The following is a 21,623-nucleotide window of genomic DNA, read 5'->3' as shown; positions in this document are numbered from 1 at the left end:
TGCCCGATCGGCGGGACCGTGCCTGGTCGTGCGGGCCGGTCATGCTCGGTCCGGGTCGTGGCCCTCCGCCGCGCGCAGGTTACGCCGGAGGTGCGCCCGCTCCGGCTCGGTGCCGGCCAGGTCGAGCGCCGCCCGGTAGGCCGCCGCCGCCTCGGCGTACCGGCCGAGCTGGCGCAGCAGGTCGCCGCGGGCGGCCGGGTAGGGGTGGTACCCGCGCAGCCGCGGCTCGTCGGCCAGCCCGTCGAGCAGCGCCAGGCCGGTCGCCGGCCCGTCCCGCATGGCCACCGCCACCGCCCGGTTCAGCGCGACGACCGGGGACGGCGCGACGGCGAGCAGCACGTCGTAGAGCGCCACGATCTGCGGCCAGTCGGTGCTCGCCACGTCGGCGGCCTCGTCGTGCAGCGCGGCGATCGCGGCCTGCACCCCGTACGGGCCGGGCGGGCCTCCGGTCAGCGCCACCGGCACCAGGGCCTGCCCCTCGTCGATCATCTCCTGGTCCCACCGGCCGCGGTCCTGGTCGGCGAGGAGGACCAGCTCGCCGTCCGGGCCGGTGCGGGCGTCGCGCCGGGCGTGCACGAGCAGCATCAACGCGAGCAGCCCGGCCACCTCCCGCTCGGCGGGCAGCAGCCGGCGCAGGATCCGGGCCAGCCGGATCGCCTCCTCGGCGAGGTCGAGCCGCTGCAACCGAGTCCCCGAGCTGGCCGCGTAGCCCTCGGTGAAGATCGAGTAGATCACCTGGAGCACGCCGGGCAACCGGTCGGGCAGCTCGTCCGGGCCGGGCACCCGGAACGGGATCCGGGCCTCCCGGATCTTCCGTTTCGCCCGGACGATCCGCTGCGCCATCGTCGCCGGCGGCACCAGGAAGGCCCGCGCGACCTCGGGCGTGGTCAGGCCGGCGAGGCACCGCAGGGTCAGCGCGGTGCGGTCCTCGGCGGGCAGCGCCGGGTGGGCGCAGGTGAAGAAGAGTTGCAGCCGCTCGTCGGGCAGGTCCGCGTCCGCGTCCGCCGGCGGGGCCGGGTCGGCCCGTTCCGCCTCCACCTGCAGGATCGCCAGCCGCGCCGCGTACGCCCGATCGCGGCGCAGCCGGTCCACCGCCCGGCGGCGGGCGGTGGTCAGCAACCAGGCCCCGGGCCTGGCCGGTACGCCGTCGACCGGCCAGTGCACCAGAGCCGCCTCGATGGCCTCGGAGGTGACCTCCTCGGCCAGGTCGAGGTCGCCGAACCGGCGGACGAGGGAGGCGAGCAGGCGGCCGCGTTCCTCGCGGAACATCAACTCGACGGACGCCCCGACGCCGACGTTCCGCTCGTCCGCCGCGGTCACAGGTCGAACTCGGCGACCGGCCGCACCACGACCGACCCGCCGCCACGCGCCCCGGGGCAGCGTGCGGCCCAATCCAGGGCGACGTCGAGGTTCGGCACGTCGATCACGTAGTAGCCGCCGAGCACCTCGCGGGTCTCCGCGTACGGCCCGTCGGTGACGGTCCGTTCGCCGTTCGGGCCGACCCGCACGGTGGTGGCGGTGGTCAGGTCCTTCAGCGAGTGCCCGGAGACGACGACGCCCGCCTCCTGGATCGTCTTGTCGTACATCACCCAGTCCTCGAACGTGCACTGGTCGGCGCCGTCGGTGGCTCCGGCCTGGATAAGCAGCATGTACTTCATGTCCGACTCCTCGGTGTCTCGTCGTGCGGCCCCGTGCCGTACAGGATGACGACGATCGGGTCCCCGGGAAATCGACCGGGTCCGGACAAGTTTTTCTCCGATCTTCCTGGGCGGGGTGTTCGGCTGGGCCGGTCGCGGCCGTTGCCGGGGTGCGGGGCGTCTGTCGCGGTCGATGCCGGCGGTTTCCCTGGGCCGGTCGCCTCAGGTGGCTGCGTCGTGTGGTTTGTCGGCGCGTGGTGGGCCCGGTGGTAGGTGGGTTGCGGTTCGTCCGGCCGGTTGCTGGTGGGTGGGTGGTTGCGGTTGGGGTGTGGCCCGCCCTGACCGGCTCCGGGCGGTCAGGCTTGATCCCTGCGCCGGTCACGGCGGGCCACACCCTCGCCGTGGTCCAGCTCCGTCCGCCGCTGACAGCGACCGGATGCGCGTCCGGGCCGGCGGTGCGGTCCGGTGGGCCGACGTTGTCGTGGTCCAGCTCCGCGCGTGCGGTCACGGTGGGCGGCCCATCGTCGTCGTGGTCCGGGTCCGCTCGGCTGGTCGCGGCGGGCCTTGTCGTGGTTCAGTCCGCCCGGCTGGTCGCGGCGGGCGAACCCTCGTCGGGGGCAGGTCCGCTCAGTGCGCTCTTTCGTGGTCCGGGTCCGTTCGTGCCGCCGGTGCCGGGGCCGGTTCGCTCGTCCCGTCCGGCGTGGTTCGGCGGCTGGCTGGTCGGTTCGGGCGTGTCGGCGGGGGCTACGTTGTCCGAGAGGTTGATACCTCTGAGTCATCAATATGCCGCTGAGGTATCACGCTCGTTCCTCCGTGAACCCACCGGCACGAGGGCGCCCGATGGGATCCCGACCGGTTGGGATGGAACTTCAGCGGACGATCCGGACATTCCGCGCGTCAGGCTTCGTGGGCGTGTGGGCCCTGTCGTCGTTTCGCCGATGTGGCGGTATCGACCCGTCCGGGATGGCCCCATATCAGCGACACGGAGTCGATCACCCCGTCCGGCCCGTCGGCCGGGCTGGTGGTTCGACCCGTTGGGTGGGGTGTTTGTCGGTTTGTGGGTGTGACCGGCGGCATCCGGGTGGCGGAATCGGGGCCGGGTCGGGGGCGTTACATCATGCGGACGATCGAGCAAGGGCACGCCGCCGGCCCGGCCGGCCCGTGGGCCTGGCGGAATGGTGGCGGGCGGCCGGTCGTTACATCTCCCGGCGATCGCAGCAACGGTCCCGCCGGCATCCGCCGGATGAGGGTCGTGGCCCCGGAATGATGGGGTGCTGGCGGTCGTTGCATCCCCCGGCGATCGCAGTACCGGTCCCCACCGGCCGAGCCAGTGTGGGTCCGGGTCCCCGGAATGATGGTGGGCTGGCGGTCGTTACACACAGTCCGGCACCGCGCAGGGCACCCCCGCCCCGCAGGTTCGGCCGGGCATCTGGCACCAGGGCATCCCCCGCCCCGTGAATGTGCCCCGAGTCTTTTGAGCGCCTGATGGTGCTTGCGCTGCTGTGCCCGTCCCCCTTGGGCTGGTGGCGTCATCCCCGAAGGAGCTTTGTGATGAACACGATCATGCGTAAGAGCGTTCTGGGTATTGCTGGTCTGGCTTTCGCCGGTGGCATCTTCGCCGGCCCCGCCACGAACGCCGAGGCCGCGTCGGTCGAGGCCGTGAAGCCGGTTGCCGTGGTGCAGGCTGACAAGCCGGGTGTCGACAAGGCGAAGCTGATCCCGCATGGTGTGCAGGGTGAGCAGTCGCGCATCGAGCTCGACGGTGAGCAGGTGGAGAACGTGAAGGCGATCATCGCGGCGACGAAGAAGTCCGACATGGACGAGCGCGCGGCGGTGGTGGCGATCGCGACCGCGCTGCAGGAGTCGAAGCTGGAGAACCTGGGTCACCTGGGTGAGCGCAACGACCATGACTCGCAGGGCCTGTTCCAGCAGCGCCCGTCCAGCGGTTGGGGCACGGTCGAGCAGATCACCGACCCCGAGTACTCGACCAAGGCGTTCCTGAAGGGCCTCAAGCAGGTCGACGGTTGGCAGGACATGCCGCTGACCAAGGCCGCCCAGACGGTGCAGGTGTCGGCTTACCCGTTCCACTACGCCCAGTGGGAGCAGCAGGCCGCCGACCTCGTCGCCGAGCACTGGAACAACTGACAACCCAACACACGCAGGACTGACTTTCCGCATAGGGGGACTGCTGGCCGACACCCATTGGGTGTCGGCCAGCAGCACATCCACCGACCGCAGGGCCAGCACCCACCACGGGTGCCGGCCCTGCGGCATACCCGGACTCGGGCCGGCCCCCGATCGCGGGCGCTGGCCAGCGGCGTCTTCGCAGCAGGCCGACCGGCACCTGCCACCGGGTGCCGGCACTCCGCGGAACCGAACCGATCCCCGCCGACCCCGGAACGGCGGCGGCAGCGGCGCGCGCTGACACCGGCGGCCTGGCAGAGATCTTGGACAGTTACCGTCAGCCGCGAACCGGAACTGCCCAAGATCTCTGCCAGCAGCCCCGCACCCACGCGGACAGCTCGAGGCGCGACCCACGACCGTGACCGGCGGTCAAGGCTCGACCGGGACAGGGGTGTGGCCCGCTGTGCCCGGCGCAGGGATCAAGCCTGACCGCCCGGAGCCGGGCACGGCGGGCCACACCCCCAACCTTGTCCCCAACGCACCAGGCCACACCCCCAACCGCGCCCCCGACGCACCAGGCCACAGCCCCGACCACCGCAACATCGGCGCCCGAAGGCCCGGCCGACGGACGATGCCGTGCAGCCAAGGGGCGCGGGCGGCCGACCGCCACCCGGCACGAAACCAGTCCAGCAAGCGGGAACAACCCGACCCACTACCCGGTTGAGACCAGTGTCGGTGTGACTCAGTGTCCCCGGGCCTCACCTCTATAGCCTTCGCGGAATACCGTCCGGCTGGAGCCGCGTCGCGCCACTCGCCGAGAGGCGACCTGCACACCGACACCCCAGCGCCGCCCCCGCAGCCCACAAGGCCGCGGGGGCGGCGCTGTCTCCGGGACGTGAAGATCGGTCAGAGCGGTCGCGAACGGGCGTCGGCTGGCCTATGTTCGAGGGGTCGGCGTCGGGGGCGAAGGGGGGTGGCGTGGTGGGCATCCGTACCTTCATCCAGGGTTGGCCGGTCTACCGGCAGCTCACCGGCACCGACCCGCTGGGCCGGGGCGCCGCGGCGCAGTCGACGCGTTCGGCGGAGTTGACCGCGCGTACCGAGACCGCCGACAGCGTGGCCCGCTCGGTCTGCCCCTACTGTGCGGTGGGCTGCGGGCAGCGGGTGTACGTCAAGGACAACCGGGTCAGCCAGATCGAGGGCGACCCGGACAGCCCCATCTCCCGTGGCCGGCTCTGCCCGAAGGGTGCGGCCAGCAAGAGCCTGGTGACCAGCCCGCTGCGGCAGACGAAGGTCCGCTACCGCCGGCCGTACGCCACGGAGTGGGAGGACCTGGACCTCGACGTCGCGCTCGACATGATCGCCGACCGGGTGCTCGCCGCGCGTGAGCAGACCTGGGAGGACGTGGACAGCGAGGGCCGGCCGCTGAACCGCACCCTGGGCATCTCCAGCCTGGGCGGGGCGACGCTGGACAACGAGGAGAACTACCTCATCAAGAAGCTGTTCACCGCGATGGGGGCGCTCCAGATCGAGAACCAGGCCCGGATTTGACACTCCGCCACCGTCCCCGGTCTGGGGACCAGCTTCGGTCGCGGCGGCGCGACGGACTTCCAGCAGGACGTGGCGAACGCTGACGTCATCGTCATCCAGGGCTCGAACATGGCCGAGGCCCACCCGGTGGGCTTCCAGTGGGTGATGGAGGCCAAGCGGCGCGGCGCCAAGGTCTTCCACGTCGATCCGCGGTTCACCCGGACCAGCGCGCTCGCCGACACGTACCTGCCGATCCGGGCCGGCTCGGACATCGCCCTGCTCGGCGGGGTGGTGAACTACATCCTGAGCAACGAGCTGGACTTCCGGGAGTACGTACTGGCGTACACCAACGCCGCGACGATCGTCAGCGAGGACTTCGTCGACGCCGAGGACGGGGACGGGTTCTTCTCCGGCTACGACCCGGACACCGGCACGTACCAGCGGACCAGCTGGCAGTACGCGGGCCAGGAGACCCGGGCCGGGACGGCGGCGGAGGAGACCGACAGGGAGCGGGACAGCGCGGCCGGGTTGCGGCACGAGTCGCACGGCGCGCCGATCTCGGGCCGCAACCAGCGGGACGAGACGTTGCAGCACCCGCGCTGCGTCTACCAGATCCTCAAGCGGCACTTCGCCCGCTACACCCCGGAGATGGTGGAGCGGGTTTGCGGCGTACCGCGGGAGAAGTTCCTCGAGCTGGCGCGGGCCTGGACGGAGAACTCCGGCCGGGAGCGCACCGGCGTGCTGATCTACTCGGTCGGTTGGACCCAGCACAGCGTCGGCGTGCAGTACATCCGCACCGGCGCGATCATCCAGCTGCTGCTGGGCAACGTGGGCCGGCCCGGTGGTGGGGTGCTGGCGCTGCGCGGGCACGCCAGCATCCAGGGCTCCACCGACATCCCGACGCTGTTCAACCTCCTGCCCGGCTACCTGCCGATGCCGCACCACGCCGACCACCCGACCTTCGACCAGTGGGTGGACAGCATCCGGCACCCCGGCCAGAAGGGGTTCTGGGGCAACGCGCGGGCCTACGGCGCCAGCCTGCTCAAGGCGTACTGGGGGGACGCGGCGACGCCGGAGAACGACTTCTGCTACGGCTACCTGCCCCGGATGACCGGCGACCACGGCACCTACCAGCAGGTACTGAACATGATCGACGGCAAGGTGAAGGGCTACTTCCTGCTCGGCCAGAACCCGGCGGTCGGCTCGGCGCACGGCCGGGCGCAGCGGCTCGGCATGGCGAACCTGGACTGGCTGGTGGTCCGCGACCTGTTCATGATCGAAAGTGCCACGTTCTGGCGGAACAGCCCCGAGGTGGCCACCGGCGAGATCGTCCCGCAGGAGTGCCGCACCGAGGTGTTCTTCCTGCCCGCCGCGTCGCACGTGGAGAAGGAGGGCACCTTCACCCAGACCCAGCGGCTGCTGCAGTGGCGGGAGAAGGCGCTCGACCCGCCGGGCGACTGCCGTTCCGAGCTGTGGTTCTTCTACCACCTGGGGCGCAAGCTGCGGGAGAAGCTGGCCGGCTCCCCGCACCCCCGCGACCGGGCCCTGCTCGATCTGGCCTGGGACTATCCCACGGACGGTCCGTTGGCCGAGCCGAGCGCCGAGGCGGTGCTGCGCGAGATCAACGGGTACGAGGTGGCGACCCGCCGCCCGTTGTCGTCGTTCACCGAGGCGCGCGACGACGGTTCCACCGCCGTGGGCTGCTGGATCTACACCGGCGTGTACGCCGACGGCGTCAACCAGGCGGCCCGCCGCAAGCCCGGGCACGAGCAGAACTGGGTGGCCGGCGAGTGGGGCTGGGCGTGGCCGGCCAACCGGCGCACCCTCTACAACCGCGCCTCCGCCGACCCACAGGGGCGGCCGTGGAGCGAGCGGAAGAAGTACGTCTGGTGGGACGCCGACGCCGGCGAGTGGACCGGCTACGACGTGCCGGACTTCGAGAAGACCAAACCGCCGACGTACCGGCCGCCGGAGGGCACGTCCGGCCCGGCCGGGATCGCCGGTGACGACGCGTTCGTCATGCAGAGCGACGGCAAGGGCTGGCTGTACGTGCCGCGCGGGCTGATCGACGGCCCGCTGCCGACGCACTACGAGCCGGCCGAGTCGCCGGTGCGCAACCCGCTCTACCGGCAGCAGGCCAACCCGACCCGCAAGGTGTACGCGCACCCGGTGAACTCGGTGAACCCCAGCCCGCCGGCCGAGCACAGTCAGGTGTTCCCGTACGTGTTCACGGTCAGCCGGCTCACCGAGCACCACACCGCGGGCGGGATGAGCCGCACTGTCCGGCCGCTGGCCGAGTTGCAGCCGGAGATGTTCGTCGAGGTGTCCCCGGAGTTGGCCGGCGAGGTGGGGCTGGCCCACCTGGGCTGGGCGCACCTGGTCAGCGGGCGGGCGGTGATCGAGGCGAAGGTGCTGGTCACCGACCGGCTCAGCCCGCTGCGGGTGGACGGCCGGACCATCCACCAGGTGTGGCTGCCGTACCACTTCGGCGGTGAGGGGCTGGTCACCGGCGACTCGGCCAACGATTTGTTCGGGATCACCCTCGACCCGAACGTGCTGATCCAGGAGAGCAAGATCGGTACCTGCGACGTACGACCGGGCCGGCGGCCCGCCGGGCCGGCGCTGCTGGACCTGGTGGCCGACTACCGGCGCCGGGCCGGCCTGGAACCGGGCGCCGACCCCGGTCCGCACCCGCCGGTCGTCACCCCCGGCGCGCGCCCCGCCGCCCAGCCCCGCCCGGACGGGGGCGGGCCGCGATGAGCCCCGGCCCGAACAGTTTCTACGGCCCGCTGGACCCGGCGCCGGACGCGGGCTGGTCCGGCGCGCCGCCGCGGATGGGCTTCTTCACCGACACCAGCGTCTGCATCGGCTGCAAGGCGTGCGAGGTGGCCTGCAAGGAGTGGAACGACGTGCCCGGCTCCGGGCTGGACCTGCTGGGCATGTCGTACGACAACACCGGCGCGCTGACCGCCAACTCGTGGCGGCACGTCGCCTTCGTCGAGCAGGCCCGCCCGGCCGGTCACCGGACGCCCCCGTTCGCCGGCAACCCGACCGGCGGTTCGGTGAGCGCCTCGTCGGCGGCGGTGGCCGCGGGCACCGGCAACCCCACCGGCACCGACCCGGGGGTGCCGCCCGGCTCGCCGGAGGCCGCGGCCCGGATGGCCGGCGGTCCGGCGGCGGGGGTCGCGGCGACGGCGTCCGGGACGCAGTTCCTCGGCATGCCCGGGGACGGGCCGCCGGGGCGGACCGGCAGCGCCGAGGGGCGCACCGACTTCCGCTGGCTGATGATGTCCGACGTCTGCAAGCACTGCACCCACGCGGCCTGCCTGGACGTCTGCCCGACCGGGTCGCTGTTCCGCACCGAGTTCGGCACGGTGGTGGTGCAGGAGGACATCTGCAACGGCTGCGGCTACTGCATCTCGGCCTGCCCGTACGGGGTCATCGACCAGCGCAAGGGTGACGGCCGGGCGTGGAAGTGCACGCTCTGCTACGACCGGATCGGCGCCGGGATGACCCCGGCCTGCGCGCAGGCCTGCCCGACCGAGTCCATCCAGTACGGCGAGCTGGAGGAACTGCGCGAGCGGGCCGCCGCCCGGGTGGCCACCCTGCACGCGCGGGGCGTGCCGGAGGCGCGGCTGTACGGGCACGACCCGACCGACGGGGTCGGCGGCGACGGTGCCTTCTTCCTGCTGCTGGACGAGCCCGAGGTGTACGGGCTGCCGCCGGACCCGGTGGTGACCACCCGGGACCTGCCGAAGATGTGGAAGCGGGCCGGCCTGGCCGCGTTGGCCATGGCGGCGGCCGCCGTCGCCGCGTTCGTCGGAGGTTCGTCGTGAGTGACCGCCCGGTCGGTGACCGGTTCCGCCGTTTCCGTGACCGCCTGGCCGCTGACGCCGGGCCGGCGGCAACCGGTCCCGGCGGGTCGGGTGATCCGGCGGGGGCGGGTGGGCGGTCCACCGGCACCGGGGCCGGTGCGGCGCGCAGCGACGCGGAGGCTGCCGCGGCGGGCCTGGCGCCGTCCCCGGCGACCCCGGCCGCCCCGACCGAGCGGCGCCGGGGCGGGCGGCGCCGGCGCGGCGGCGAGGACCTCACCGTCCCGGAGGCCGAGTTCACCTCCTACTACGGCCGGCCGGTGCTGAAGCCCCCGGTGTGGAAGTGGGACATCGCGGCGTACCTGTTCACCGGCGGTCTGGCGGCCGGTTCGTCGCTGCTGGCCGCGGGCGGTCAGCTGACCGGCCGGCCGGCGCTGCGTCGGGCCGGGCGGGTCGCCGCGCTGGCTGCGGTCGGCGCCAGCACCGGCTTCCTGATCCATGACCTGGGCCGGCCGGCCCGGTTCCACCACATGCTGCGGGTGGCCAAGCCGACCTCGCCGATGTCGGTGGGCACCTGGATCCTCGCCGCGTTCGGGCCGGCCGCCGGCGTGGCGGCGGTCGCCGAGGCCGCGCCCTGGCTGCCCGGGAACGGTCTGCCCGGGCTGGTCCGGCGGGTGCTGCCACCGGTGGGGCACGCCGCCGGCCTGGCCGCCGCGGCGACCGCACCGGCGCTGGCCACGTACACCGGGGTGCTGCTGGCCGACACGGCCGTGCCGTCCTGGCACGAGGCGTACCCGGAGCTGCCGGTGGTCTTCGCGGGCAGCGCCCTGGCCAGCGGCGCCGGGGTGGGTCTGCTCGCCGCGCCGCCCGAGCAGGCCGGGCCGGCGCGGCGGATGGCGGTCGCCGGGGCGGCGCTGGAACTGTACGGCTCGCACCGGGTGGAGACCCGGCTCGGGCTGCTCAGCGAGCCGTACCGGATCGGCCGGGCGGGCCGGCTGCTGCGGGCCGGGCGGGCGCTGACCGCGGCCGGGGTGGCCGGCGCGGTCCTCGGCGGGCGCAGCCGGACGGTCGCCGCGCTCTCCGGCGCGGCGCTGCTGGCCGCGTCGGTGGCGACCCGGTTCGGCATCTTCTACGGCGGCGTCGCCTCGGCGAGGGATCCGAAGTACACGGTGGTGCCGCAACGCGAACGGTTGGCCCGGGCCGCGGGGGAGGGCTGACCCTTCTCCGCGCGGCCCCGCCGCCGCTGTGGTCAAATGCTCCGTGGAGGCGTTCAGGCGGCTGGTGCCCCTCCCGGTCTTCAAAACCGGTGTGGTCCGGGACCCGGGCCAGGCGGGTTCGATTCCCGTCCGTCTCCGCCAAGCAGCGGGGAGATGACGTGACAGGGGACGGCGGCGCCGATCCGCGGCGGCGGGTGCCGCGCACCGACGCGCTGCTCGCCGACCCCGCGCTGGCCGCCGCCACCGGCACGTTCGGCCGGGACCGGGTCATGGCCGCCGTCCGCCGCGCCCAGGAGCGGGCCCGGCGCGGCGAGCTCAGCCCCGACGAGGTACGCGACGCCGCGCTCGCCGCGCTGCCCGCGGCGGCACCCCGGGCGGTGCTGAACGCCACCGGGGTGGTGCTGCACACCAACCTGGGCCGGGCCGCGCTGTCGCCGGCCGCGCTCGCCGCGGTGATCGCCGCCGCCGGACACACCGATGTGGAACTCGACCTGCGCACCGGCCGGCGGGCGCGGCGCGGCCGGGACGCTCTGGACGCCCTCGCGGCCGCGGTGCCGGACGCCGGTGCGGTGCACGTGGTGAACAACGGCGCGGCGGCGCTGGTGCTGGCCGCCACCGCGCTGGCCGCCGGCGGCGAGATCGTGGTCAGCCGGGGCGAGCTGGTGGAGATCGGCGACGGGTTCCGGCTGCCGGACCTGCTGGAGAGCACCGGCGCCCGGCTGCGCGAGGTGGGCACCACCAACCGCACCACGCTGGCCGACTACGCCGCCGCGATCGGCCCGCGGACCGGTTTCGTGCTGAAGGTGCATCCGTCGAACTTCCAGGTCACCGGCTTCACCTCGGCGGTGCCGGTGCGCGCCCTGGCCACCCTGGGCGTGCCGGTGGTGGCCGACATCGGCTCCGGGCTGCTCGCCCCGGATCCGCTGCTGCCCGACGAGCCGGACGCGGCGAGCACCCTGCGCGCCGGCGCGGCGCTGGTCACCGCCAGCGGCGACAAGCTGCTCGGCGGCCCGCAGGCCGGGCTGCTGCTCGGCGCCGCCGACCTGGTCGAGCGGCTGCGCCGGCACCCGCTCGCCCGGGCGCTGCGGGTGGACAAGCTGACCCTGGCCGCGCTGGCCGCCACCGTGGGTGACCCGGACACCCCGACCCGGGCGGCGCTGCACGCGGACGCCGGTGCCCTGCGGGAGCGGACCGAACGGTTGCGCGACCGGCTCGCCGCCGACGGCTGCAAGGCCGAGGTGGTGCCGGCCGCCGCGGTGGTCGGTGGCGGCGGCGCCCCCGGCGTGGAGCTGGACTCGTGGGCGTTGAGCCTGCCCGAGCGGTACGCCGAGCCGCTGCGCACCGGCGACCCGCCGGTGCTCGGCCGGGTGGTGCGCGGCCGGCTGCTGCTGGACCTGCGCTGCGTGCCCGCCGACGCCGACGACGCGGTGCGGGCCGCCGTGCTGCGGGTGCCGGGGGACGGCTGAGCCATGTGGGTGGTGGCCACCGCCGGGCACGTGGACCACGGCAAGTCGACGCTGGTGCGGGCGCTGACCGGGATGGAACCAGACCGGTGGGCCGAGGAGCGCCGCCGGGGCATGACCATCGACCTCGGGTTCGCCTGGACCACGCTGCCGTCCGGCGGAACGGTCGCGTTCGTCGACGTGCCCGGGCACGAACGGTTCGTGCCGAACATGCTCGCCGGGGTCGGTCCGGTGCCCGCCGCGCTGGTCGTGGTGGCCGCCGACGAGGGCTGGATGCCGCAGTCCGCCGAGCACCTGGCGGCGCTGGACGCGCTCGGGGTGTCGTACGGCCTGCTGGTGGTGACCCGCGTGGACCTGGCCGATCCGGGGCCGGCGCTGGCCCGGGCCCGGGCGGAGCTCGCCGTGACCTCGCTCGGCGCGGTGGAGGCGGTGGGGGTCAGCGCGGTCACCGGCGCGGGCCTGCCCGAGCTGCGGGCGGCGCTGGACCGGCTGGCGGCCAGGCTGCCGGCGCCGGCGGCGGACGCGCCGGTGCGGCTCTGGGTGGACCGCTGCTTCACCGTGCGGGGCAGCGGCACCGTGGTCACCGGCACCCTCGGCGCCGGCCGGCTGCGGGTCGACGACGAACTGGAACTCGCCGCCACCGGGGAGCCGGTGCGGGTGCGCGGCCTGCACCGCCTCGGCGTCGCCGCGGCGCGGGTCGACGCGGTTGCCCGGGTGGCGGTGAACCTGCGCGGCGTTCCGCGCGACCGGCTGGCCCGCGGCGACGCGCTGCTCACCCCCGGCCGGTTCCGGCTGACCGACCTGCTGGACGTGCGGCTCGCCGGTGACCCGGCCGCCGACCTGCCGGCCGCCCTCACCCTGCACGTCGGCTCCGCCGCGGTGCCGGCCCGGGTGCGCCCGCTCGGTCCGGACACCGTCCGGCTGCGGCTGGCCCGCCCGCTGCCGCTGCTGATCGGCGACCGGGCACTGCTGCGCGACCCGGGTCGCCACCACGTCGCGGGCGGGGTGACCGTGCTGGACGTGGCGCCCCCGCCGCTGGCCCGTCGCGGCGCGGCGGCCGCCCGCGCCGCGGTGCTGGCCGGGCTGGACGGCCGACCCGACCTGGCCGGTGAACTGCGCCGCCGCCGGCTGGCCCGGGTCACCGACCTGGTCCGCACCGGGGTCGAGGTCACCGCCCGGCCGGTCGCCGGGGACTGGCTGGCCGACCCGGAGCACTGGCGGCAGCTCGCGGTCCGCCTCGGCGAGGAGGTCACCCGGTACGGCCGGGAACATCCGCTGGAGCCGGGCGCGCCGGTGGAGCTGCTCCGGCGGCGCCTGGAACTGCCTGACCGGGCGCTGGTCGAGGCCCTGGTCCGGCCGCCGCTGCGGCTGCGCGCCGGGCGGGTCACCGCGTCCGCCGCCGACGCGCTGCCCGAGCCGGTGGCCCGCGCCGTGGCCCGGATCCGCGCCGAGTACGCCGACCGCCCGTTCCGCGCCCCGGAGGCCGCCGACCTGGCCGACCTCGGTCTCGGCCCGCGCGAGATCGGCGCCGCGGTGCGCGCCGGGGCGCTGCTGCGGCTGGCCGAGAACGTGGTGCTGCTGCCCGGCGCCGCCGACGAGGCGGTGCGGGTGCTGGCCGGGCTGCCGCAGCCGTTCACGCTCAGCGCCGCCCGGCGCGCGCTGGACACCACCCGGCGGGTCGCCGTGCCACTGCTGGAGCTGCTGGACCGGCGCGGCGCCACCCGCCGGCTGCCCGACGACGCCCGGATCGTGGTCGCCGCCAGCGGCTGAGGCCGCCTGGCGCGGGTGCCGGGGCCGACCGTCCGGTCGGGGCGCAAGGTGGCCCATCGGGGCGGGCCGGTCACTTAGCGTGTCGGCATGGACCCTTCCGCGGTCTGGCGGGACCGGCAACACAAGTGGCGGATCGAGGCGTACCGGGCGCCCGACCTGCGGTTCGCCGTCTTCGCCACCAACGGCACCACCGAGTCGGCGCCGCTGTGGCTGTTCGGGATGTCGGCGCTGGCCCGCTGGCTGATGTCGCACAAGATCTCGCTGGACGACCTGGAGGTCGACTGAGCGCCCGATCGGGGGAATGGACCGGAAAAGCCCGATACGGTCCCGTTCCCGCCGGTACCGTGCGGTACGTGAAGGACCGAGGAATGCGTACCTTTCTCACGGTGCTCGCCGGGCTCGCGGTGATCTACTTCGGCACCACCGGCCGCAGCCCGGAGGAGGGCGGCGGGGTCACCGGCGGCCTCGTGGTGCTGGCCCTGCTGGCGGCCCTGCTGGTCTGGCACCTCACCAAGCCGGGGAACACGCCGACGAAGTGAGCGCGGTCAGCGGGCGCCGGCGGCGGTGCGGCTGACCTCGCCGGCGGATTCCTCACCGAGCGCGACCCGGACCAGCGCCGAGGCGAGCCGGCCGAACTCGGCCGCGCCGACCAGCCCGGCCAGCCGGTCCGGAGAGGCGGGCAGGCCGAGCCGCTTCGCCCCGGCCAGCGCCCGCCGGTCGGCGTACGGGCGCACGTCGGGCCAAACCGTCTGCGCCTCGCGCAGGAAGATGTCCGCCCCGGTGGGGCCGATGCCGGGGAACTCGGTGAGCCGCCGGCGCAGCCCGGCCGGGTCGCCGTCGGCCTCCCGGTGCAGCCGGCGCAGGTCGCCGCGCCAGCGGTCCAGGCAGAGCCGGGCCCCGGTGCCGAGCATCGTCGAGGTCCGCTCGTCGTAGCGGCGGTAGTGGCCGCGGCCCAGCGCGTCCACCCGGTCCTGCCAGCTGGCCGCCTCCATCGCCTGCGGCGTGCGGTAGCCGGCGGCGAACAGCTCCCGGGCCGCGGCCACCGCGACCTGGGCCCGGATCCGGGTGCTCAGCAGCGTGGCGAGCACCAGCAGCTGGTAGAGCGGGGCCGGCCGGTCGGCCAGCCGGATACCGGCCTCCTCGGCGTACGTGCGTCCCCGCCGGTCCAGCAGGACCCGCGCCACGGTCCGGTCGTCGCCCATCTGCCGGGGGTACCCGGTCTGCGGCCGGTCACCCCCGGCCGAGCGTTGCGGCTGCGGCATGGCACCTGCGGCGGCGGGTAAGCCGCGGGGGAGGCGGCGCCGGCCGGGTGCCGTCCGGCGGAAGGAGACAGTTGTGGTCAACCCGCAGCAGGAGGAGCTCCGGCGCAACGACAAGGGCGCCACGAGCCAGTACAGCAAGGGCCCACAACCGACCGGTCATCCCCGCAACCGGGGCACGTCGAAGGGGGACGCCGGGCGTCCGGTGCCGAAGGGACAGGTCTCGCCGTACGGCCCGGCCGGGGAGCCGGTGGCCGACGACGAGAGCGGCGGGCGGGGCTGACTCAGCCCCGCCCGTCGGGCGGCCGCAGCCGGTTCCAGGTGGCTGCGGCCGTCAAGCCGTACGCCAGGTGCGGCACCAGGTCGGCGATCCAGTCCGAGCGGCGCCAGGTGCGCGGGTCGGTCACGCCGAGCATGGTCATCCCGCCGTCGGAGAGGGTCATCACGCCCCCGCCGAGCACGCCGGTGGCCAGCGGCAGGGGTTGCCGGCGGCCGCGGGTGAGCAGCGCGAAGCCGACCGCGGCGGCGATCCCCGCGCCGTAGCCGAGCAGTGGCCCGAGGCCCGAGCGGCGGTTGGCCGCCCGGTCCCCGGACCCGAGGTCGACGTGCGCCACCCCGGCCAGCCGGCCGGCGCTCGCCTCCGGCGTGCTGCTCGCCGGGCGCCCGCGGACCACCATGTCCAGGTAGCTCACGATGTTCAGCGCGGTGCTGCCGACCGCCCCGACGATCACTCCGTCGGCCAGGCTGGTCCGGCTCACTTCGGGTCTCCGGGCTCGCGCTCACCCTTGGGTCCGTACGTCCGCTCGCCGCGTACGACGCCCCGCTGTCCCCGATCCTCCTGCAGGATCCGGTTGGCCACCTGGTTGGCCTTGCGGTCCGGCACCCGGCGTCCGGAATCGTCGATCGCGTCGCGAATCCGCGCGCGCTGCTTGTCGTACGCGTTGCTGCCCGGCCGTGGTCCTGGCATCGCTGCCTCCTCCGGTCGCTGTCGCCCGTCGGCGTACCGGGTGCGTCTACCCGTCTGCGGGCGGGCCAACCCCGGCTCAGCGGGGCGCGCGGACCACCGCGACCGGGCAGTCGGCGTGGTGCAGCACCGCCTGGCTCACCGAGCCCAGCAGCAACCCGGTGAACTCGCCGCGTCCCTGCCGGCCGACGACCACCAGCTGGGCCTGCCGGGAGGCGTCGGTGAGCACCGGCGCCGGGCGGCCGCGGACGGTGCGCCGGGTGATCGGCACGTCGGGCCAGCGGTCGGCGAGCCCGGCCGTCACCTCGGCGACCAGCCGTTCCTCCTCGGTGCGCAGCTCGCTGTCGTCGTAGACCAGCGGCTGCATGTCGCCGGGGCCGGTGGAGACCGGGTGCCGGTAGGCGTGCAGGGCGAGCACCTCGGCGCCGCGTACCGACGCCTCCTCGACGGCGAACTCCGCGGCGAGCCGGGACATCTCGGAGCCGTCCACCCCGACCACGATCGGCCCGTCGGCGCGGTCGGTGCCGCGGGCGACCAGCACCGGGCAGTCGGCGTAGGAGGCGACCTGGACCGCCACCGAGCCGACCAGCAGCGCGGAGAAGCCGCCGAGGCCCCGGTCGCCGAGCACGATCATCGCGGCGGCCGGCGACTCGCCGAGCAGCACCGCCGCCGCCTCCCCGTCGATGATCTCGCCGGAGATCCGCAGCCCGGGCACCGCCGCCTCGGCCTCGGCCACCGCCTCGGCGACCAGCCGTTCGGCCTGCTCCCGCAGTCCGCTGCCCGGTGGTCCGCCCGCCGGGGGCTGCAGGGGGACGTGCAGCAGCGGCCAGATGAAGCCGTGCACGATTCGCAACGGCCGGTTGCGCCGGTCGGCCTCGGCCGCCGCCAGGCGTACGGCCCGCAGCGCCGACTGCGAGCCGTCCACGCCGACCACCACGGCAGCGCCGTTCGCCGAGTTCACCGTCCACCTCCCACCGGTTCCGGGTCAGTATCGCGGCCGGTGGCGGGCCGGCGGGGCGATACCGCCCAGGACGTCCGGTCGGTACGCTGGCGACGACCGCCGGGGAGGGAGCGTCGTCGATGGTTGAACCCGACCAGCCGAGCACCGCACGGATGATCGATTTCTGGCTCGGCGGGGAGCACCACTTCCCGGTGGACGTGGCCGCGGCGCGCGCCTTCGAGCAGGCGTACGGGCCGTGCGCGCCGGTCTTCCGCGAGTTGCGTGCCTTCCTCGGTCGGGCGGTGCGGGCGATCGTCGCCGACGGCGTGGACAGCTTCCTGGTCTTCGGCGCCGGGGTGCCCACCATGGGCAACGTGCACGAGGTCGCTCCGGAGGCGACCGTGCTCTACACCGATGTGGACCCGGTCACCATCCGGTTGGGCCAGCGGATCCTGGCCGGCAGCGACCGGGCCGGCTACGGCTACGGCGACGCCACCGACATCGGCACCATCGACCCGGCGCAGCTGCACCGGTTCGTCCCGGGGTGGGGGAGGCGGCCGGTCGGCGTGGTCTTCCTGGGGTTGGCCGCGTTCCTCGACGACGAGACGCTCGCCCGTACCCTCGACGAGCTGCACGGCGCGGTCGCCCCGGGCAGCCAGCTCGCGATCGACTTCGACACCGAGGAGCTGGCCGGTCATCCGGCGGCCCTGGCGATGATGGGCCCGGCGTTCCGGATGCGCCGGCCGGAGGCGTTCGCGCCGCTGCTGGGCCGGTGGCGGCCCACGGCCGACGGCATCGCGCCGATCGCCCGATGGCGCCCCGACGGCTCGCCGGCCGACGTGCCGGACGCCTTCCACGGCGCGGTGGCGGTCCGCGCGGCGGACTGACCGCGCGGCGGGCGACGGTCCGCCGGGGACAGGTTGATCACGATGGGCCGCCCGCGCGGCGCGGTCCCGGCGACCTCCGTATGATGCTTGCCTTACAGCAAGTGTTGCCGGAGGAGAACCATGTTGGACGCGCCCGGCGGGTTGTCGCGTGCGCTGCGCGAGTCCCCGCCCGACCAGGTGGCCGAGGCCGCCGACCGGGCCATCCGGTCCACGTTGGGCGCGACGCGGACGGACGTGTTCCTCGCCGACTACCGGATCAGCGGGCTCTGGCCGGTGCTGGACCCGGAGTTGCCCGAGGCCGGTTTCCTGTCCTGCCAGGGTATGGCGCAGCGGTGCTTCAGCAGTCAGCAGCCGGTGCTCGACGGCGCCGGGGACGGCCGGTGCCGGCTCTACCTGCCGCTGTCGGTGTGGGGGGAGCGGCTCGGGGTGCTGCTGGTCGAGTTTCCCACCGCGCCCGGCCCGGCCACTGTGGAGCAGGCCGGTGACGTCGCCGGTGAGCTGGCGGTGGTGCTGCGCGCGGCGGACCGGGAGACCGACCGCTACCGCCGGGCCCGCCGCCGGGAGCGGCTCAGCATGGCGGCGGAGATGCAGTGGGAGCTGTTGCCGGGGCGCGGCGTCAGCCACGACGCGTTCCAGCTCGCCGGCCAGCTGGAGCCGGCGTACACGGTGGGCGGCGACCACTTCGACTGGTCGCTCGACGGCGACCGGCTGACCCTCACCGTGCTCAACGGATCCGGCATCGGGCTGTCCGCCTCGCTGCTCACGGCGGTGACCGTGAACGCGCTGCGCAACGCCCGCCGCTCCGGCGGCAGCCTGACCGAGCAGGCCGAACTCGCCTCCGACACGGTCTTCTACCAGCATCGGGGCCGGCGGTACGTGGCGACGGTGCTGCTGGAGCTGGACACCATCACCGGCCGGGTGCGGGCGGTGGACGCCGGTTCGCCGCGCCTGCTGCGGCTGCGCGGCGGCGCAGTCGACACCATCGCCCTGGAGCAGCAGCTGCCGCTGGGGATGTTCGCCGAGGCCCGGTACGACCTGCAGGAGTTCGACCTGGCGCCGGGGGACCGGCTCTTCGTGGTCAGTGACGGCGTGTGGGCCGCCGCGCCGGCCGACCGGGAGGCGTACGGGGAGAAGGCGATGGCGCGGGCGATGCGGTCCACGCGGCTGCAGCCGCCGGCCGAGGCAGTTGGTACGGTGATGCGCGAACTGCACGCCTGGCATGCGGACACCGACCTGCGCGACGACGCGGTCGTGGTCTGTCTGGACTGGCGCGGTTCCGGCGGCCGCGCCGGCGACTGAGTACCGTCGCCACGCCGCGGCCGAGCACGAGCGGGACGATCGCAGGGGACACCGGGTGGAGCGACCTCCGAATCTCGCCGCCGCGATCGACGCGGCCGCGGAGGCGCTGGTCGGTGTGCTCGACTCGGCGGTCTCCCGGCACCGGATGGTGGTCTCGCCGACGCAGCTGCGGGTGCTCTCGTTGATCGCCAGCCGGCCACGGACCAACGTCAACCGGCTGGCCGAGCTGCTGGACGTCGTGCCGTCGTCGGCGAGTCGGCTCTGCGACCGGCTGGAGGCGATCGGCCTGCTGCGGCGGGTGGCCGACCCCCGGGACCGGCGGGAGGTGCGGCTGGTGCCGACCGCGGCGGCCGACGACCTGCTGCGCGAGCTCGCGGAACGCCGCCACCAGGCCGTGCAGACGGTGCTGGACCGGATGCCCGGCCGGGTGCAGCACGAGCTGCTGCTCGGCCTGCTCGCCTTCGGCCAGGCCGCCGCGACGGCCGCCGAGCCGGCGGCGGACCCGTCGGCCCGCACCGCCTGATCACCCGCTCGCGCCCGGCACCATCGTCCTAGGACGCCCTACGCGACGTGAGCCCGGTCACACCGGGCGACGAGGTCGCCGAGCCGGGCTCGGCGGCACCCGGGCAGACGGCGAGCGCCCGATATAGTGGCAGCGCAACTCAGCCGGCCCGTGATCACGACGATCGCGGGCCGAATCAGGGGAGGTCCCGTCCCGGGACCGCAGCGGGTGCCGGCGGATGCCGGCCCGACAGCACGCGTCCCGCAGCGCCCGGCCTCGGTCGGGCGGCCGCGACGCGTCGCGGAGGAGGTTCGGTGTCGCGTCGGCCGGCTGGGGCAGCGCATCCGGGGGCCTCGGGCGGCACCGATCCGGCTCCCGGCGACCGGGTCCTCACCCTGCCCAACCTGATCAGCTTCGTGCGGCTGCTCGGCGTGCCGCTCTTCCTCTACCTGCTGCTGGTCGCCCGCGCCGACGTGGCGGCGATCGTGGTGCTGGCCGTGGGCGGCACCACCGACTGGGTGGACGGCTGGATCGCCCGCCGGCTGGGCCAGGTGAGCCGGCTCGGTGAGCTGCTCGATCCGTTCGCCGACCGGCTCTACATCCTCGCCACGCTGCTCGGGTTCACCGCGCGTGAGGTGGTGCCCTGGCAGTTCACCGCCGCGCTGCTGGCCCGGGAGCTGCTGCTGGTCGGCTCGCTGGCGGTGCTGCGCCGCTACGGGTACGGGCCGCCTCCGGTGCACTACGTCGGCAAGACCGCTACGTTCCTGCTGCTGGCCGCGTTCCCGGTGCTGCTGCTGGCGTCGGCGGTGCCGGGGGCGGCTGCGGTCGCCGGCCCGGTCGGCTGGGGTCTGGCGTGGTGGGGGCTGGTGCTCTACTGGGTGGCCGGCGCGCTCTACGTGGTGCAGGCGCGCCAGTTGGTCACCGCGGTGCGGGCCGGGGGAGCGGGCGCGTGACCGGCACGCCGCGGGAGGGCCAGGGCCGCGCCGACCGGGTGTACGCCCCGGACTTCCTCACCGAGCTGTTCCGCAACCCGCTCGATCCCGGCTACCTGGACGCGGCGGCGCATCGCCGCGAGAGCGGGCCGCCGTCGGGGTGGCGCGGCTGGTCGGCCCGGTCGGTGAGCCTGGTCGTCCTGGTGCTGCTCGGGTTCCTGTTCGCGGTGGCGTACAAGCAGACGCTGGCCGACGAGCCGGGGCGCAGCCAGGCCCGCTCCGGGCTGGTGGCCCAGATCAAGGAGCGGCAGGCCGAGGCGGACCGGCTGGCGGTCCGGGCGGACCAGCTGCGCGAGGAGGTCGCCCGGCAGCGCGAGCTGGCGCTGAGCGGGTCGCAGGCGGCCCGGCTGCGGGACCTGGAGGCGGGCACCGGGATGGGGCGGGTGCGCGGCGACGGCGTGGTGGTGCGGCTGGCGGATGCGCCGGGGAAGCAGGACGCGGTGACCGGGGCCGGCGCCGGGCCGCCGCGGGTGCTCTACAGCGACCTGCAGGCGGTGGCGAACGACCTGTGGAGCGCAGGTGCGGAGGCGATCGCGATCAACGGTCAGCGGTTGACGGCGACGTCGACGATCCGCTCGGCCGGTGAGGCGATCCTGGTGGACTTCCGGCCGGTTACCGGGCCGTACGAGGTGTCGGCGATCGGCCCGGGGTCGATGAAGCGCCGGTTCGACGAGAGCCGGTCGGCGTTGCTGATGCGTGAGGTTGCCAAGACGACCGGGTTGTCGTTCGGGGTGCGCAAGGTCGACGACCTCACCCTGCCGGCGGCGCCGGAGCCGCAGCTACGCTACGCGGAGCCTTCGGTGAGTCCGACGCCGTCCGGGTCGGCCACCGGTGTCCAGCCGTCCGGTTCCCGGACGCCCCTCAGCCCCTCCGGAGGTGGTCGATGATCGCGGTGCTGGCGTTGCTCGCCGGGGTGGTGCTCGGGGTGTGGCTCGACCCCACGGTGCCCGCGGCGTTGCAGCCGTACCTGCCGATCGCGGTGGTAGCGGCGCTCGACGCGGTGTTCGGCGGCGTGCGGGCGAAGCTCGACCGGATCTTCGACGACAAGCAGTTCGTGGTGTCGTTCATTTCGAACGTGCTGGTGGCGGGTCTGATCGTGTACCTGGGTGACCAGTTGGGCGTGGGTGGTCAGTTGTCCACCGGTGTGGTGGTCGTGCTGGGGGTGCGGATCTTCGGAAACGTCGCGGCGATCCGCCGGCACCTGTTCCGGGCGTAGGTTTACAGGCG

Annotated in this window: 21 protein-coding genes and 1 tRNA gene; 16 read left to right on the top strand and 6 right to left on the bottom strand. The window is 74.8% G+C overall.

All coding sequences use genetic code 11. The annotated features are described in order from the left end of the window. Positions 1-39 precede the first annotated feature (39 nt). Both GA0070609_RS12045 and GA0070609_RS12040 read right to left on the bottom strand, forming a co-directional pair. Positions 40-1,269 carry an RNA polymerase sigma factor gene (locus tag GA0070609_RS12045; RefSeq protein ID WP_088997681.1) on the bottom strand — a complete coding sequence of 410 codons (1,230 nt, stop codon included), beginning with the start codon at positions 1,267-1,269 and terminating at the stop codon, positions 40-42. A 47-nt stretch (positions 1,270-1,316) separates the two neighbouring features. Beyond that, positions 1,317-1,658: a YciI family protein gene (locus GA0070609_RS12040; RefSeq protein ID WP_088993891.1), complete on the bottom strand. Its 342-nt coding sequence runs from the start codon at positions 1,656-1,658 to the stop codon at positions 1,317-1,319. Between the two features lie 1,530 nt (positions 1,659-3,188). Between GA0070609_RS12040 and GA0070609_RS12035 the strand changes: the two genes are divergently transcribed. The 9 genes from GA0070609_RS12035 to GA0070609_RS33595 all read left to right on the top strand — a co-directional run bounded on the left by GA0070609_RS12035 (position 3,189) and on the right by GA0070609_RS33595 (position 14,092). Continuing rightward, complete coding sequence (locus GA0070609_RS12035) at positions 3,189-3,782, top strand: hypothetical protein (protein ID WP_088993890.1); 594 nt, start codon at positions 3,189-3,191, stop codon at positions 3,780-3,782. A 960-nt stretch (positions 3,783-4,742) separates the two neighbouring features. After that, complete coding sequence (gene fdh / locus GA0070609_RS12025; protein ID WP_197700345.1) at positions 4,743-8,051, top strand: formate dehydrogenase; 3,309 nt, start codon at positions 4,743-4,745, stop codon at positions 8,049-8,051. Then, positions 8,048-9,127, top strand: a complete 1,080-nt coding sequence (locus GA0070609_RS12020; RefSeq protein WP_088993888.1) for a 4Fe-4S dicluster domain-containing protein — start codon at positions 8,048-8,050, stop codon at positions 9,125-9,127. The genes fdh and GA0070609_RS12020 overlap by 4 nt, the downstream gene beginning before the upstream one ends. After that, positions 9,124-10,320, top strand: a complete 1,197-nt coding sequence (gene nrfD, locus GA0070609_RS12015) for an NrfD/PsrC family molybdoenzyme membrane anchor subunit (RefSeq protein WP_231928635.1) — start codon at positions 9,124-9,126, stop codon at positions 10,318-10,320. The genes GA0070609_RS12020 and nrfD overlap by 4 nt, the downstream gene beginning before the upstream one ends. Before the next feature lie 45 nt (positions 10,321-10,365). Next, a tRNA-Sec gene (locus GA0070609_RS33135) sits at positions 10,366-10,461 on the top strand. Between the two features lie 17 nt (positions 10,462-10,478). After that, positions 10,479-11,786, top strand: a complete 1,308-nt coding sequence (gene selA, locus GA0070609_RS12010) for an L-seryl-tRNA(Sec) selenium transferase (protein WP_088993887.1) — start codon at positions 10,479-10,481, stop codon at positions 11,784-11,786. Between the two features lie 3 nt (positions 11,787-11,789). Then, positions 11,790-13,553: a selenocysteine-specific translation elongation factor gene (selB, locus tag GA0070609_RS12005; protein WP_088993886.1), complete on the top strand. Its 1,764-nt coding sequence runs from the start codon at positions 11,790-11,792 to the stop codon at positions 13,551-13,553. Between the two features lie 87 nt (positions 13,554-13,640). Then, positions 13,641-13,838 (top strand): hypothetical protein, encoded by a 198-nt coding sequence (locus GA0070609_RS12000; protein ID WP_088993885.1) that lies wholly within the window; start codon positions 13,641-13,643, stop codon positions 13,836-13,838. 83 nt (positions 13,839-13,921) lie between these two features. Next, positions 13,922-14,092, top strand: coding sequence for a hypothetical protein (locus tag GA0070609_RS33595; protein ID WP_172899328.1), 171 nt, complete (start codon positions 13,922-13,924; stop codon positions 14,090-14,092). 6 nt (positions 14,093-14,098) lie between these two features. On the opposite strand, the gene GA0070609_RS11995 is transcribed toward GA0070609_RS33595, so the two are convergent. Next, on the bottom strand, positions 14,099-14,755 hold the full coding sequence (locus GA0070609_RS11995) for a hypothetical protein (protein WP_088997678.1): 657 nt from the start codon (positions 14,753-14,755) through the stop codon (positions 14,099-14,101). A 133-nt stretch (positions 14,756-14,888) separates the two neighbouring features. Between GA0070609_RS11995 and GA0070609_RS11990 the strand changes: the two genes are divergently transcribed. Further along, positions 14,889-15,095: a hypothetical protein gene (locus tag GA0070609_RS11990; protein ID WP_088993884.1), complete on the top strand. Its 207-nt coding sequence runs from the start codon at positions 14,889-14,891 to the stop codon at positions 15,093-15,095. 1 nt (position 15,096) lies between these two features. Here GA0070609_RS11990 and GA0070609_RS11985 read toward each other — a convergent pair whose 3' ends face one another. The 3 genes from GA0070609_RS11985 to GA0070609_RS11975 all read right to left on the bottom strand — a co-directional run bounded on the left by GA0070609_RS11985 (position 15,097) and on the right by GA0070609_RS11975 (position 16,737). After that, positions 15,097-15,570 carry a hypothetical protein gene (locus GA0070609_RS11985; RefSeq protein WP_088993883.1) on the bottom strand — a complete coding sequence of 158 codons (474 nt, stop codon included), beginning with the start codon at positions 15,568-15,570 and terminating at the stop codon, positions 15,097-15,099. Beyond that, on the bottom strand, positions 15,567-15,779 hold the full coding sequence (locus GA0070609_RS11980) for a phosphatidylethanolamine-binding protein (protein WP_088993882.1): 213 nt from the start codon (positions 15,777-15,779) through the stop codon (positions 15,567-15,569). The genes GA0070609_RS11985 and GA0070609_RS11980 overlap by 4 nt, the downstream gene beginning before the upstream one ends. Positions 15,780-15,855: 76 nt before the next feature. After that, complete coding sequence (locus tag GA0070609_RS11975; RefSeq protein ID WP_088993881.1) at positions 15,856-16,737, bottom strand: universal stress protein; 882 nt, start codon at positions 16,735-16,737, stop codon at positions 15,856-15,858. 119 nt (positions 16,738-16,856) lie between these two features. Between GA0070609_RS11975 and GA0070609_RS11970 the strand changes: the two genes are divergently transcribed. The 6 genes from GA0070609_RS11970 (at position 16,857) to GA0070609_RS11945 (ending at position 21,612) form a co-directional block, all read left to right on the top strand. Then, a complete protein-coding gene (locus GA0070609_RS11970) occupies positions 16,857-17,603 on the top strand; it encodes an SAM-dependent methyltransferase (RefSeq protein ID WP_088993880.1) in 747 nt (248 codons plus the stop codon). 120 nt (positions 17,604-17,723) lie between these two features. Next, complete coding sequence (locus GA0070609_RS11965) at positions 17,724-18,902, top strand: PP2C family protein-serine/threonine phosphatase (RefSeq protein ID WP_088993879.1); 1,179 nt, start codon at positions 17,724-17,726, stop codon at positions 18,900-18,902. A 55-nt stretch (positions 18,903-18,957) separates the two neighbouring features. Further along, complete coding sequence (locus tag GA0070609_RS11960) at positions 18,958-19,425, top strand: MarR family transcriptional regulator (protein ID WP_088993878.1); 468 nt, start codon at positions 18,958-18,960, stop codon at positions 19,423-19,425. A gap of 293 nt (positions 19,426-19,718) precedes the next feature. Beyond that, a complete protein-coding gene (locus tag GA0070609_RS11955) occupies positions 19,719-20,357 on the top strand; it encodes a CDP-alcohol phosphatidyltransferase family protein (protein ID WP_088993877.1) in 639 nt (212 codons plus the stop codon). Continuing rightward, entirely contained in the window at positions 20,354-21,283 is a 930-nt protein-coding gene (locus tag GA0070609_RS11950; RefSeq protein WP_088993876.1) for a DUF881 domain-containing protein, read from the top strand. Before GA0070609_RS11955 ends, GA0070609_RS11950 begins: the two co-directional genes overlap by 4 nt. Then, positions 21,280-21,612, top strand: a complete 333-nt coding sequence (locus GA0070609_RS11945; RefSeq protein ID WP_007460356.1) for a small basic family protein — start codon at positions 21,280-21,282, stop codon at positions 21,610-21,612. Before GA0070609_RS11950 ends, GA0070609_RS11945 begins: the two co-directional genes overlap by 4 nt. The last annotated feature ends 11 nt before the right edge of the window (positions 21,613-21,623 follow it).

Source organism: Micromonospora echinaurantiaca (genome assembly GCF_900090235.1).
In the GTDB taxonomy this organism is placed as follows: Bacteria; Actinomycetota; Actinomycetes; order Mycobacteriales; family Micromonosporaceae; genus Micromonospora; species Micromonospora echinaurantiaca.
This window is presented reverse-complemented; position numbering and strand designations above follow the sequence as displayed.